The 13,868-nt window shown below is 65.1% G+C and carries 10 protein-coding genes and 1 pseudogene; 5 read left to right on the top strand and 6 right to left on the bottom strand.

The annotated features are described in order from the left end of the window. Nucleotides 1-8: 8 nt before the first annotated feature. Entirely contained in the window at nucleotides 9-1,046 is a 1,038-nt protein-coding gene (locus N7367_RS00890) for a glycoside hydrolase family 43 protein (protein ID WP_279941511.1), read from the top strand. Then, nucleotides 1,036-1,887 (top strand): aldose epimerase, encoded by an 852-nt coding sequence (locus N7367_RS00885; protein ID WP_279941510.1) that lies wholly within the window; start codon nucleotides 1,036-1,038, stop codon nucleotides 1,885-1,887. Before N7367_RS00890 ends, N7367_RS00885 begins: the two co-directional genes overlap by 11 nt. Before the next feature lie 48 nt (nucleotides 1,888-1,935). Here the strand turns inward: N7367_RS00885 and N7367_RS00880 are convergent, their stop codons facing one another. The 4 genes from N7367_RS00880 to ptsP all read right to left on the bottom strand — a co-directional run bounded on the left by N7367_RS00880 (nucleotide 1,936) and on the right by ptsP (nucleotide 8,515). Then, nucleotides 1,936-3,189, bottom strand: coding sequence for a carbohydrate porin (locus tag N7367_RS00880; protein WP_279941509.1), 1,254 nt, complete (start codon nucleotides 3,187-3,189; stop codon nucleotides 1,936-1,938). A gap of 78 nt (nucleotides 3,190-3,267) precedes the next feature. After that, nucleotides 3,268-4,968, bottom strand: a complete 1,701-nt coding sequence (locus tag N7367_RS00875; RefSeq protein ID WP_279941508.1) for a fructose-specific PTS transporter subunit EIIC — start codon at nucleotides 4,966-4,968, stop codon at nucleotides 3,268-3,270. An 83-nt stretch (nucleotides 4,969-5,051) separates the two neighbouring features. Then, a complete protein-coding gene (locus tag N7367_RS00870) occupies nucleotides 5,052-6,008 on the bottom strand; it encodes a 1-phosphofructokinase family hexose kinase (protein ID WP_279941506.1) in 957 nt (318 codons plus the stop codon). Continuing rightward, nucleotides 6,005-8,515: a phosphoenolpyruvate--protein phosphotransferase gene (gene ptsP / locus N7367_RS00865; RefSeq protein ID WP_279941505.1), complete on the bottom strand. Its 2,511-nt coding sequence runs from the start codon at nucleotides 8,513-8,515 to the stop codon at nucleotides 6,005-6,007. The genes N7367_RS00870 and ptsP overlap by 4 nt, the downstream gene beginning before the upstream one ends. Nucleotides 8,516-8,674: 159 nt before the next feature. Here ptsP and N7367_RS00860 point away from each other — a divergent pair, with 159 nt between their 5' ends. After that, nucleotides 8,675-9,658: a LacI family DNA-binding transcriptional regulator gene (locus N7367_RS00860; RefSeq protein WP_053516400.1), complete on the top strand. Its 984-nt coding sequence runs from the start codon at nucleotides 8,675-8,677 to the stop codon at nucleotides 9,656-9,658. A 207-nt stretch (nucleotides 9,659-9,865) separates the two neighbouring features. Here N7367_RS00860 and N7367_RS00855 read toward each other — a convergent pair whose 3' ends face one another. Next, nucleotides 9,866-10,114: a DUF3653 domain-containing protein gene (locus N7367_RS00855; protein ID WP_164152119.1), complete on the bottom strand. Its 249-nt coding sequence runs from the start codon at nucleotides 10,112-10,114 to the stop codon at nucleotides 9,866-9,868. A gap of 419 nt (nucleotides 10,115-10,533) precedes the next feature. Here N7367_RS00855 and N7367_RS19360 point away from each other — a divergent pair. Then, nucleotides 10,534-10,686 (top strand): annotated as a pseudogene (locus tag N7367_RS19360) (hypothetical protein); the annotation flags it as partial. Between the two features lie 607 nt (nucleotides 10,687-11,293). Here N7367_RS19360 and N7367_RS00850 read toward each other — a convergent pair. Further along, nucleotides 11,294-12,070, bottom strand: a complete 777-nt coding sequence (locus tag N7367_RS00850) for a hypothetical protein (protein WP_032966761.1) — start codon at nucleotides 12,068-12,070, stop codon at nucleotides 11,294-11,296. A 538-nt stretch (nucleotides 12,071-12,608) separates the two neighbouring features. On the opposite strand from N7367_RS00850, the gene N7367_RS00845 reads away from it, so the two are divergent. Then, the gene (locus tag N7367_RS00845; RefSeq protein WP_141653545.1) at nucleotides 12,609-13,058 is read left to right on the top strand and encodes a hypothetical protein; all 450 of its coding nucleotides are present in this window, start codon (nucleotides 12,609-12,611) and stop codon (nucleotides 13,056-13,058) included. The last annotated feature ends 810 nt before the right edge of the window (nucleotides 13,059-13,868 follow it).

The raw sequence follows: 13,868 nt of genomic DNA, 5'->3' as shown, positions 1-13,868 counted from the left end.
TGACGACCATGATCGACCTCTCTCCAGGCGACGACGGCCGAGCCGACGACGCCCGCCTCGCGCAGCTCACCCGGCACGCCATCTCGCAGCCGCTGGTGACCCATATCTACACCGCCGATCCGTCGGCCCATGTCTTCGAGGGACGGCTCTACATCTATCCCTCGCACGACATCGACGGCGGCCAGCCGTTCGACGACGAGGGTGGGCACTTCGGCATGCAGGACTACCACGTACTGCGGATGGATGCGCCCGACGGCGACGCCATCGATTGCGGCCAGGCGCTGCACCTTGACGACGTGCCGTGGGCGCACAAGCAGATGTGGGCGCCCGACGCCGCCTGCCGCGACGGGCGCTACTACTTCTATTTCCCGGCCAAGGATGCGCAGGGCCTGTTCCGCATCGGTGTGGCGGTCGGCGAACGGCCGGAGGGACCATTCATTCCCCGGCCCGAACCGATGCAGGGCGCGTACTCGATCGACCCGGCCGTATTCGAGGACGAGGACGGCAGCCACTATCTGTACTTCGGTGGGATCTGGGGCGGACAGCTGCAGCACTACCGGGACAATCGGTACGATGCCGCGCACGAGGAGCCGACAGGCAGTGCGCCGGCGCTCGGGCCGAGGGTGGGCCGGCTCGATGCCGGCATGACCGAACTGGCCGAACCCACGCGCGAGGTGCAGATCCTGGACGAGCACGGCCAGCCGCTGCGCGCGGACGATCATGCGCGCCGCTTCTTTGAAGGGCCGTGGGTGCACAAGTATCAGGGCCGGTACTACCTGTCCTATTCCACGGGCAACACGCACCTGCTGTGCTACGCGATCGGCGACAGCCCCTATGGCCCGTTCACCTATGCCGGCGTACTGCTGACGCCCGTGGTGGGCTGGACCACGCACCACTCCATCTGCAGCTTCAAGGGACAGTGGTATCTGTTCTACCACGATGCGCTGATGTCCGGCGGCGTCACGCATCTGCGCTCGGCCAAGTGCACGCCGCTGCACATGGAGGCCGATGGCCGCATCCGGACCATCGACCCCTATGGTGCATGAGCGCAGGCTGCCGGTGGACGACGCACTCGCCCCGCTGCCGGCCGGTGAGCTGCACTGGCTGCAGGCAGGCGATCTCGAAGTGGCGCTGGCGGCCGGGGCAGGGGGGCGCCTGGCACAGATGCGTTACCGGGGCGTGGACTGGCTGGTGGACGCAGATGAGGGCGGAGCGGCGGCGATCGCCTGGGGCTGCTATCCGATGGTGCCGTGGGCTGGGCGCATTCGTCGTGGACACTTCAGCTTCGACGGTGCACCCCATGAATTGCCGGTCAACTTCGGCGGGCACGCCATTCACGGGGTCGGCTTCTCCAGGCCCTGGCAGATCGACAGCCTCGACGCGACGAGCGCCACGCTGACGCTTGATCTGCCACGTGACAGGTACTGGCCCTTCGGTGGCGTTGCCCGACAGGTCATACGCCTGCAGGCACACTGCCTGCAGCTGCACCTCTCGGTGCAGGCTGCGCAGCAGGCCATGCCGGCAGTACTGGGCTGGCACCCGTGGTTCCGCAAGCCGGACCGGCTGCTGTTCAAGCCTGGCGCGATGTACCCGCGTGACGAGGAGGGTATTGCCGTTCTGCCGTGCGTGCCGCCCACGCCAGGTCCATGGGATGACTGTTTCATCACCGACCGTGATCGTGACATCGCGCTGGTGCGCGGCGGGCAGCGCCTGCGGCTGCGATCGGACGGCGACCACTGGGTTGTCTACGACGGTGCCCCCCACGCCACCTGCGTCGAACCGCAGAGCGGGCCACCTGATGGCTTCACGCTTGCGCCGCGCCGGCTGCAGCCCGGTCAGCAGCTGGCGCAGACGTTCGAGCTGGTCTGGGAGCAGGACGCCCCCTGAACTGCGGCGCGGTTCAGCGCAGGGCGGGAACTGCGACGGAACGGGCCATCACAGGCTCCAATCGATGCGCAGGCCTGCAATCAGCGCATCCGGCAGGTCACGCTGGCGCGCAGGTTCGTTGAACTGGTCGGGATGGACGATGTAGTGCAGGTTCGGCGCAATCCGCAGCTGTGGGGTGAGCTGGATGCCGTAGCTCAGCTCCATCATCACCTGGCTCCCATGCGGGGTGCCGCTGCCACCGGCTGCGGCACGCGCCAGGCGCAGGTTCTCCAGGGCAATGCCGCTGTACTTCTGCTGGGTCACGACGAAGGCGATGCTGTCCTGTGGACGGCTAGCGAAGGTGCCTTTCTGCACCAGGCCGGCCTGCAGAAAGTGATCCTCGATCAACTGGCCGGAGGTGCCCTTGAGCGCGGCGCCGAAGACCGTCAGGCCGCGACCGCTGCCATCACCGGTCAGCTGCTGCTCGAAACGGGCAAATGCACCGGAGCGACCGTGGCGGTTCGCGTAGTCCTGGCCACTGAGCACGGCGGGCATTCCGTTGATGTCGCGCAACGGATCACGATAGGTCGAGTTGTCCTGCCAGCCACCCAGTTCATACCGGGCCCGCAATCGCGCCGAAGCCGGGCTGCGCCAGCCGATCGTGTACGGCACGATCCAGCCGGTGGCCTGGTGCGTGCTCCATTTCAGGCCATGCTGGCCGTCTTCGGCCTGACTCGGATCGACCTGGTAGGCGCCGACGCGCAGATAGACATCCGGCGTCAACCAGGTGGTGGCATCGGCCATCCAGCTCGACACCGGCCACCAGGTGAAGTTGCTGGTGCGGAACACGTAGGTCGGGTTGCCGCAGGCCGAATTGCCCTGGAAGTACTGGCACAGTTCGGAGCCGAGGAAGTGGATGTTGGCGACGCTGCGTCCGGCTTCGAGCACCAGGCGGTCGTCGAGCAGTTTCTGTTCGAGGGTCAGATTGGCCAGACGCGTCCCCTGGCCGCCGTAGATTTCCTGCACCGAGGTGCTGTTGCCGGTGCTGCTGGCAGCCAGGTTGGTGCCATGGCGGTTGATGCCGTAGGCCTTGATCGTTGCCCCCTGCCACCCGAACGCGGCCTCCAAGTTCACGTCAGCGCCGAACATCAACTGGCCGGCGTAGGCGGTGCCGCTGTTCTTGCCGCCGTCGAGCGTGGCCGCGGCTTCGCCGGTGTAGGAAAGCTTGGGTGAAACGACCTCGCCCCGGTCGGCGGCCGCGGCCAGCGAGGGCAGCGTCAGCAGGAGTGCGGCCAGCAGCAGGCGGCGGGAGGAGCGGGGCATGGGCGGAAGTCCTGTAGATGGGCAACGACGCGGCCCCGGAAAGCCGGGACAGCCGAGTGATCGAGGCAGGGAGAACGGTCAGGCCGCGGCGGTGACCGGCTTCTTGAGGAGACGGAGCGCGAGCGCCGTCACGGTGACGCCGGCCAGCAGCGCCAGCAGGTAGACGCCCAGATGGGTGACCGCGTTCGGGATCGGCAGCACGAACACGCCGCCATGGGGGACCTTCAGTTCGACGCCCGCGGCCATCGAGATCGCGCCGGCCACGGCCGAGCCAAGGATCAGCGCCGGAATGGTGCGCAGCGGATCGCGCGCGGCGTAGGGGATCGCACCTTCAGTGACGAAACTGAGACCGAGCACGCCGGCGGCTCCGGCAGTGCCGCGTTCCTCGGCCGTGAAGCGGTTGCTGAACAACCACGTCGCCAATGCGATGCCCAATGGCGGCGTCATGCCGCCGATCATCGTCGCTGCCATCGGCGTGTAGACCTGGCTGGAGATCAATGCAGTGGAGAATGCATAGGAAGCCTTGTTGACCGGGCCGCCCATGTCCACCGCCATCATTCCGCCCAGCAGCAGACCGAGCAGGATCGCGCTGCTGCCCTGCATGCCCCGCAGCCATTCGGTCAGCCAGGCCAGCAGCCCTGCGACCGGTGTGCCGATCACGTACATCATCAACAGGCCCACCAGCAGGGTGCCCAGCACCGGCAGGATCAATACCGGCTTGAGGCCCTCCAGGCTGCGCGGCAGGCGCAGCGCTCGGTTGATCCAGTGCACGCCATAGCCGGCAATGAAGCCGGCCAGGATGCCGCCGATGAAGCCCGCGTCCATGTTGACCGCGACCAGCCCGCCGATCATGCCGGGCGCGATGCCGGGGCGGTCGGCGATGGAATAGGCGATGTAGCCGGCAAGTGCCGGCACCATCAAAGTGAAGCCGGCCTTGGCGCCGATCTGGAACAGGGACCAGGCCAGCGTGCCCTTGTGTGCATCGTCGAAGGCATAGATGCCGCCGAGGGCGAATGCCAACGCGATCAGCAGGCCACCTGCGGTCACGAACGGCAGCATGAACGATACGCCGGTCATCAGGTGCTTGTAGGGGCCGGTGCCCTTGCTCTTCTCGGGTGCGCGGCCCGGCGCAGACGCGCCGGCGTGGACATTGGCCTCGGTCAGCGCCTTGCGGAGCAGGTTCTGGCCATCGTTGATCGCGGGCTTGGTGCCACTCTTGAACAGGCGCTTGCCGGCGAAGCGTGACAGATCCACTTCACGGTCTGCGGCGATCAGCACCAGGTCGGCGGCAGCGATTTCCTCGTCGCTCAACGCATCCTGCGCACCGACCGAGCCCTGCGTTTCGACCCGGATTGCGTGGTCAAGCGCCTTGCCGGCCTGCTGCAGGCCTTCGGCCGCCATGAACGTGTGGGCGATGCCGGTCGGGCAGGAGGTGACAGCGACGATGCGCTTGCGAGAGTCCGCCGCATCGGCCTTGGGCACAGCAGTTTCCAGTGATGCCAATGCAGCGAGTGGATCGTCCAGCACTTCGCCGAGGCCGGCGCGCACCACCGTCGCAGTGTCGAAGCGGGTCAGATCGGCCTCGCCGTCGCCCACCAGCAGGAGCGTCGTCGCGGTGGCGTGTGCGGCATCAAGTGCGCCGGTCACGCCCTGTTCGCTGCGGATCTCGATCACCAGTTCGAGGCCACGCTGGCGGGCGGCGCGGCGCAGCGCTTCGGCAGCGAGAACGGCCTCGATGCTGCGCGCGCCAGCGGCGATGATGACGGGGAAAGGGTGCATGGGAACTCCTGGAATTCTTCGGGTTCTGTTCTGCGGGAGGCGCTGGGGCGGGCCGTGGGGCCTGCAGCGCCGCCTGCAGGGTTTCAATCCAATCGTTCGATCAGTACATCGTCCGTCCACCCGCGGACCTGCGCCGGATCCAGCCGTCGCGCGTCGCCGCTGTGCAGGCGACTCATCGAAAAGGCCGTTGCCAGGCGCGCGCAGCTGGCCAGCTCGAAGGCCGGCTCAAGCAGTGCGGCGGCGATACCGGCCACCATGGCGTCGCCCGCACCGACCGTGCTGCCCTGCGACAGACGCGGGGGACGCGCGATCAGTGCGCCGTCGCGATCCATGAACAGCGCGCCGTCGACGCCCATCGAAATCACCACCAGCGCAACCCCGCGTTCAAGCAGGCGCTGGCCGGCAGCGCGCAGGGCGCTCCGATCCGGCAGCGGCGTGCCGGCCCAGGACTCCAGTTCGTGGCGGTTGGGCTTGACCGCATAGGGCACTGACGCGTGCGCGCTGCTCAGGGCGGCTCCGAGCGCATCGCCGCTGGTGTCCAGCAGCACCCGCGCGCCCGCGCTGCACGCCTGCGCCTGCAACCGCGCCCATGCATCGGCCGGCAGGCCGGAGGGCAGGCTGCCGGACAACACCACCGGCAGCTGCGGCTGGAGCAGGGTGGCGAGTCGTCGGCACACTACATCCAGATCGGCGCCGTTCAAGGGCAGGCCGGGCAGGTTGATATCAGTGGTCTCGCCGTGGGTCTCATCCACAAGCTTGATGTTGGTGCGGGTCCGGCCCGGCACGCGCAGGCAGCCGTCGGTGATGCCGCGCGCCGAGAACAGCGCACTGAACACGCCCGGGTTGTCCTCGCCGATCACACCCAGTGCGGCTGTTGGCACGCCCCAGTCGGCCAGGCAGGCGGCAACATTGATGCCCTTGCCCCCCGCGTCGTCGCGGCTGCTGAAGGCACGATGCACATGCCCCGGCTGCAGGCCCGCCAGGCGCACGGTCTGGTCGATCGCCGGGTTCAGGGTGACGGTGACGGCGCGGGGGTTCATGCGCGCGCTCCCTCAAGGGCACGCACCTGTTCGGTGGTTTCGCAGTCCAGTGCCTTGCCGGCCAGCGCCTGCAGATCGGCCAACCGGGTACTGCGCAGGCGGGCCTTCACCGCCGGAATATCGTTCGGGGTCATCGACAGCTCGTCCACGCCGAGACCGGCCAGCAGCATGGCGCCGAACGGGTCGCCAGCCAGGCCACCGCAGACGCCGACCCAGCGCCCATGCGTGCGTGCGCCGTCGACCGTGGCGCGGATCGCGCGCAGCACGGCGGGATGCAGGCTGTCGGCCTCGACGGCGAGTTCCGGATTCTGGCGATCGATCGCCAGCACGTACTGGGTCAGGTCATTGGTGCCGATCGAGAAGAAATCGGCATGGCGCGCCAGCACATCGCTCTGGGCTGCGGCTGCGGGCACTTCGATCATGATGCCGATCGGCACTTCGGGCGCCTCCAGCCCGATGCGCAACCGTTCGCAGATGGCACGCAGCGCGATCAGTTCCGGTACGGACGTGATCATCGGGAACATGATCGACAGGCGCGCACCGTCCCTCGCCGCGCGATACAGCGCCCGCAGCTGCGGCTCCAGAAGATCGGGACAGCGCAGCAGCAGGCGCGCGCCGCGCACGCCGAGGAACGGGTTGTCCTCATGCGGCAGCTCCAGGTGCGCAACCTGCTTGTCGCCGCCGATGTCGAGCGCGCGCACGATCAGCGGGCGGCCATCCAGGGCGCTGGCCATCGCTCGATACGTGGCGTACTGCTCATCCTCGCTGGGCGTGCTGCCGCGCTCGAGGAACAGGAACTCGGTCCGCATCAGGCCAACGCCTTCGGCGCCCTGTTCCAGTGCCAACGGCACCTGTTCGGGCAGGTTGACGTTGGCACCGATGTCGATGCGGTGGCCGTCGGTCGTCTGCGCCGGCTGCGCGCGTTGCGCGGCCTCGCGTTCGCGGATGTGCTGCTGCTCGGCGATCCAGGCGCGGGCCGAAGCGAGATCGGCATCGGACGGAGACAGATAGAGCCGCCCGCTGCTGCCGTCGACGATGGCCTCCACACCCGCTTCAATCGTCAGCAGATCCGCGCCACCGGCAACCAGCGCCGGCAACCCGAGCGTGCGCGAGAGGATCGCGGTATGTGAGGTTGGCCCGCCCTGTGCGGTGGCCAGACCGAGCACGCGACGGGTGTCGAGGTTGGCGGTGTCTGACGGTGACAGGTCGGCAGCGAGCAGGATGCAGGGGTAGGCGGGCAGGTCGGCGAGACCACCGCCGGCCGCAGACGGATCAAGCTGTGTCAGCACACGCCGACCCACGTCACGCAGGTCGGCTGCGCGCCCGGCGAGCACCGGATTGCCCAGCGCCGCCAGCCCGGAGGCAATCTGTTCGATGGCCTGGTGCCATGACCACGCGACGCCATGGCCTTCCACCATCAGCTGACAGGTACGGGTGATCAGGTCTGTGTCGTCGAGCAGCGCGGCCTGGGCCCCGAAGATCGCCGCGTCGGATGCGCCGAGCCGGCGCTGGGTGTCGTCCTGCAGCGCCGCCAGCTGCTGGCGGGTGCGGCCGAGCGCGTCCTGCAGGCGTGCACCGCCTTCCCCGAGCGGGGCGGGGTGGTCGGCGACGTTGGTCTGCCTGCTGGCGAGCACATGGATCCGGCCGATCGCCAACCCGGGGCTGGCACCAATGCCGACGATCGCTGCCTGTGCCTCCGGTGGATTCCAGCCCGCGACCGGCGCCGCCTTGCGCTGTGCCGCGCGTTCGGCATCGGCCTTTTCCTGAGCCACCAACCCCTCCATGACCCTGCGCAGTGCGGCCAGCAGTGCGGGCGCATCCGCGCCTTCGGCAGACACACTCACCGGGTCGCCATGACGCAGACCCAGCTGCAGCAGCGCGACCAGGCTCTTGGCATCGGCCGCCTGGTCGCCTGCGCGCACCTGGGCACGGGCGCTGAAACTGCGGGCCGTCTCGGCCCAGCGCGTGGCAGGCCGTGCATGCAGGCCATTGGGGTAGGCGATGGTCCAGCCGAAATGCTCGGCCAGATCCTGCGCTGGAACATCGTTGGCCAAGGTGGTGACGTCGCCGGCCAGCGCCGTCACGATCTCGCTCGCTTCGGCGGTCGTGAACAGACGCTGCAGCGTGGCGTCATCCTGGATGAGCCGGGTGAGCCGGCGCAGCAGGGTGATGTGGGTATCGGACTGGGCGGCGATGCCGACCACCAGCCGCGTCACCTGGCCCGGATTCCATTCGACACCGTCCGGCAACTGCAGCACGGCAATGCCATCGCGGCGCACCAGATGGCGGTCCTCGCCGAGCCCATGCGGGATCGCCACACCGTGGCCGAGGAAGGTGTTCGCCAGCTGCTCACGGCGGCCCATGCTGGTTTCGTAGCCCGGCGCAACGCAGCCGGCGGCCAGCAGCATCTGTGCGGCCTGGGCGATGGCGTCTGCCTTGTCACGGGCCCGTGCGCCGAGACGGATCAGTTCGTGGCTGACGGGAGCAGGGGCGGGGAGGGAAGACAAGGCGGGCTCCGGGAAGGGTGTGCTGGCGTATTGGGAACGTTCCCAGTCCGCATTTCAATGTGCACTGCACAAAAATCCAATAGTACTTTGGCGTTAGCATTGTCCTGAACGGCCGTCGAGCTGCGGCCAGCACAGTTGACCGGGAACGTTTCCAATCCAATGAGCATCAGCATCAACGACGTGGCGCGCGTGGCGGGCGTCTCCAAATCCACGGTGTCGCGCGTGCTGGGTGGCGGCCCGGTCAGTGGAGAGGTGCGCAGCCGGGTCGAGGCCGCCATCCGCCAGACCGGCTATCGCCCGAACCTGCAGGCCAGGCGCCTGCGCTCCCGGCATACCGGCATCATCGGGCTGGTCGTGGCGGACATCCGCAACCCCTTCTTTACCGCGCTGATCCGCGCGGTGGAGGAGGTCGCCTATCGCGAGGGCCTGCGCGTCACCCTGTGCAACACCGACGAGGACCCCGAGCGCGAGGCACTGTACCTGCAGTTGATGCACGAGGAGCGCATCAGCGGGCTGATCTTCGCGCCGACCCGAACCACGGTGGGGCGGCTGGAACGGCTCGCACTGGACTATCCGACGGTACTGGTCGACCGCGCCGCGCCGGGCGGGGCGATCGACAGCGTGGTGCTGGACAATCCGGCGGCCATGGCCGGCCTGGTCGAGCATCTGGTTGAACGCGGCTACCGACGCATCGGCGGCCTGTTCGGCAGCACCAGCACCACTGCGGCCGAACGTCGTGATGGCTATCTCGCGGCCATGCGCAGGCATGGGCTTGAACCGGACTACCGGGAAGTCGAACCCACGGCCGAGGCCGCCATCAGCACCGCCGGACAGTGGCTGGCTGGGCCCTCGAGGCCCGAGGCGCTGGTTACCAGCAACAGCCTGCTGCTGATGGGAGCACTGAAAGCGGCACGCAGCGCAGGACTGGCGATTCCAGGTGCGCTGGCGCTGGCGGGGTTCGACAACGAGCGCTGGACCGAGCTGGTTGAACCGGGCATCACCGTCGTCGAGCAACCGGTGGAAGAGATGGGGCGGGCGGCGATGTCGCTGCTGCTGGAGCGCCTGCGTGCACCGGAGATGCCAGTGCGCAGGCTGGTGATGACCGGCCGCTGCGTGGTCCGGGGATCAACCGCTTCGCGATAGTTTCCAGACGCCTGGGGCCTGCGGAACTGCGTTGCAGATCGTGGAGAACAGATGATCTGGGCCGATTCGTACCAATTAACGTGACGCGTCACGGTTAATGTGTAATGAGATGCCTTGCTGAGCGACCAGGAGCAGCTGCGCAACGCCAAGGGCGAATGGCTGCGCTGCCGTGAGTAGCAGAACAGGCATCAGTCGCGAGGCTGATGGTTACTCCAGCGAGCTGCGGGCCCGGCGACGGATTACGTCGGCCAGATCAATGATGCCGGCCCGACCAAACGGACGCTTCTGGCCACCTTGCGCGGTCTCCATCAAACGGCGCCATTCATGGGCCTGCACGGCAAGAAGGGAAAGCCATGCCAAGTCCTCGGGGAGCAGTTCACGACCCTCAGGCGTGACCAGTCGGCCGCCCTTGAACGAGAAGCCGGCCCAAGCACCGGTAAATTTCCGATCGCGCATCATTGTGGCTCGATGTCAGAGTAGGAGCCGGGACGCGGCAAGAGGCGTGCCGGGATGCCCTTGCAGGGCCGGGGCTAACATAATATACATTATGCGAAATGTCATGTCTGGCCTGATCCGGTTCGTGGGCTCCGCTTGGCAATGGCTCCGGCTCTGGCTTGGCTCTTGCCTGCCTGCTGGCTCCCCCGACAAGGATGATGACTGCCACAACGGAAACGCCCCAGATCCCACAGCTGTCCGCCCGTATTTCCCCACAAGGACGCCCGCGATTTCCAGATCTCCCCCAAAGATGCCCTTGATTCCTGGATCCGCACCTAAGACGCCCTCGATTTCTGGCTCCACATCCAGCTCGCCCTTGAGTTCCCAACTGCGCACCTGATCGGTCAGAGCTTGTCGCCTGCACTTCCCAGTTCCGCCAGTCGCGACATTGGTCGCAAGAACAATTAGACGAGATCTCGGGCCTGAACGTGCGAACAGTTCAGCGGGTTGAGCAGGACTACAACACCGCGACTTCCCTGGGTGACGCGCCACGCCCCGCTCCACCTGCTCAAGCGCGTCGCTCGCCCCCCTGACCAAGCTTTGACCTTAACTGGGCGTCGGTGACTCCCTCCCGTTCTGGTCGGCATCTGGGCCTTGTAGCGGCTCAAGCGCTGAGCTATAACGCCTTAGCCAGTCGCTATAAAGCGCCGGTGTTGTGCCCGCATAGCCAATAGGCTCCGGGTGCCCGAGGTCCACCCAATGGGGGCACGGGAATCCTTCGATTCCGGAGCCATCCATGACCGCCAAACGCCGCAGATCCCTTCGCACTTCTGCCTTCTACGCCCAATCGGGCCGTTGCTTCTATTGCGGCCTGCCGATGTGGCTCACTGCACCCTCAGAGCTCGGGCTGAAGGCCAGTAAGGCCCGAGCCTTTCAATGCACCGCCGAGCACCTGGTGGCCCAACAGGACGGGGGCAGAGACGTGTCCGGGAACGTGGTGGCCGCGCATAGCCGGTGCAACCAGGGCAGGCACCAGCGGAAGGGACCAGCCCCTTCCGCTGAAGCGTTCCGGGCGCTGGTTCAGACGCGGCTGGCAATGGGGAGATGGTGGTCCCGACTGCCATCAGGGATTGCACGTGCTTCCGTATGGCCAATTGAATTGAATCTTTGCAAGGAATCGGCAGCTGCTTGCCTGATTCGCTAGTCCACACTAGTGGCGCCCGGTTGCGGTGCTAGAACGGCGAGTCTGCTGCGAAATGGTCGCGCATTGGGCCTAACAAGGTCTGCGACCCTGTCAACACGTCCGAGAATTCCACCTGTCGCCACCTTCTCGTTCCAATATCGTTCCATCCACTCGGCTTTATCCAGGATCTTACCCGGAGCGCCTAGCAGCCTCTTGGCGATGAAATGCCGGATGAGAGCGGCCTGGCTATCGAGAATCACGACGCCCGCCCTTGGATTAGAGTCATAAGCGCTGTACGAGATCAGATAGTGGACATAGTGGCGGTCTGGCTCTTCGTCATCCCACGTCAACAGGTTGCTTAACCCCGCAGCGCGAGCATCCGATCGCACCTCTTCGCTCACGAGCACCATGGGATTGCGTGCTTCCTTACATTCCATGCGATAGGCGTCCAGCATCGCCGGTCCGAAGATCATCTGAGAATCATGATGAATGCTTCCAACTGTGAGCCCTCCACGTATCAATATATCAACCACTAGCAGGTTCTCGGCCAACATTCTGATGCAGCTCAGGATGTCGGCAAGGCCAGCAGGAGAGCGGCTGCTTGATATGACGATGCAGTCGCTGAAGTAAGTGAACAAAAGTCCTGTTGCTGGGTTGCAGCACGCTGTGTTCTTTAGTCTGTCGATGGCCTCTGCTATTTCATCAAGCTTGCTCATGTCGGCTGCCGACTCTTGGACAAGTGCGGAGAACCCGAGCATGTCGATGAAGGCGACGTACTTATCTTGGTAGAGCATGAAGAACTCCTTAGATGGTCGTGCCCATGGTGCCGAGGGCGGTTCCATTTGACCAGCGGGTGCGGGGCACGTCATAGGCCATGGAGCAATGTCAGCGACCTGGCTCGCGCACTAGTCTCGCAGAGGCTTGTTACGGCGCATCTTCGCATCGGATAGAAGCGAGCGAACGAGAGAGTTGAAGTCCATCCTGGCCCTAAAAGTTTCCTTCACCCTTGGTTAAACGAATGTCCGCTTTCGGTCAGAAGCGGACCAAAGTAGCCGGTGCTCTTCGCAGCCCGTACGCGACTTGGAGTCATATCATCAATCTGTATCAGGGCTCAGACCTAAGTGCCTGATGGTCCAATTCAGCGACACTATCCAGCTTCGGCGTCATCGCACACTTCGGGATACAGCCAGCGCGATCCGCTTATGGAACCAAACCGCACTGTGCCTTACTCTTAAGGAACATTGCCAACGGCAACCTTCGGCAATTGAATTTAGAGAATCCGGGCGGTTCATCCCGCGCGGCCCGTTAATGTCTACAGCTGTGGAGTTGTGAATGGCAGAAGATCAAGGTGGTGAAGAGGTGATTAGGGAGATAGGGAAGGCGCTAGCCCTTGCGTCTGAGCTTGATCCACAAATTGTTAGATCGCTTCGCTCCGCGATTGTTCAGGCGATGTCTGATTACGAGGACGACACGAATGCACAAGCTGCAGCCGCACTTGCGGCGGTTCTCGATTTTAGACCTGTGACGACCCAAGACGCCCTCTCGCAAACCTTGGGTGAGATCGGGAAGCTGGTCGAAGGTCTCACCGGACTGGAGGACGTTCATTACACTGTTGAGACACCAGAAGGTCGCCGAGTTCGCTCAATCCGGTCACATCTACCAACTGTATCACCCCAGCGTTTGACGGATCACGAGCAGGCAGATCTTGAGGCCTATATCGCTCGATATCTGCCACCGGACGACCCTCGCGAGGAACACGCGCCACGAGGACCGCGACTGTGACGATCAGTAAGTTAGCAATCCTCAACGCTGTGAAAGCAGCCATTTCGCGTGCTAAGGCGAGCGGGTCTCCCTACGCGCAAGGAAAGGCTTACGAACTTCGGGTGCTGCTTAGGCTTCTGCGAATCATCGATAGTGCGGGCTACAAGCTCACGTGTACCCCCAAGATGGCAGGCGTCCTGACGTTTGGAGGATCTCCATGCAAAGCAAACCATCCGGATCACGATTACATCAGTGGATCTACGTCTACTGAGAAGCTCGAGATTAGGATTTCAGTGCAGGTCACCACACTAAGCCATAGCTGGAAAGGCACGACGGTGGTCAAAGCGGCTGACCGTCACGAGATTGACGTCGGTGTATATCGTCCGATTAAGACCCGTCGCTATCCCGCATTTACGGAGTTACTTCTTGGGGTCTCGTGCAAGACTGGCGGCTGGAACAAGGCGTACGTCCGCGAGGCGCTAGGTATGCGTAGGGAGCTAGGATTCCTCACATCACCTAGGACGAGCTTGACGAGCTCAGCTCCGTGGTTCATCGCAACAGTTCCCTGCGATCCTCCGGTTCCCTTTGCCTTGTACGCGACCAACGCTGGGTCCGCCGTGTATGCGTCGTTGGCAGCTTTGGGGCTCTACGTCGAGCACTACAAGGGGTAGCGGAAACAGGCTTTGGAGTACGGATCAACTCAGGTGTGTCGAGAACGATGCCCGCTTTGGGTCGAAGGCGGATGCCATCACCGGGCCGGTCGCCGCCCAATGTCCGCTTCCGGCCAGAAGCGGACATCCACCCTGCCCTCGATAAACATCCCAAATCCAC

Source organism: Stenotrophomonas sp. GD04145 (assembly GCF_029835135.1).
Classification (GTDB): Bacteria; Pseudomonadota; Gammaproteobacteria; order Xanthomonadales; family Xanthomonadaceae; genus Stenotrophomonas; species Stenotrophomonas maltophilia_P.
This window is presented reverse-complemented; position numbering and strand designations above follow the sequence as displayed.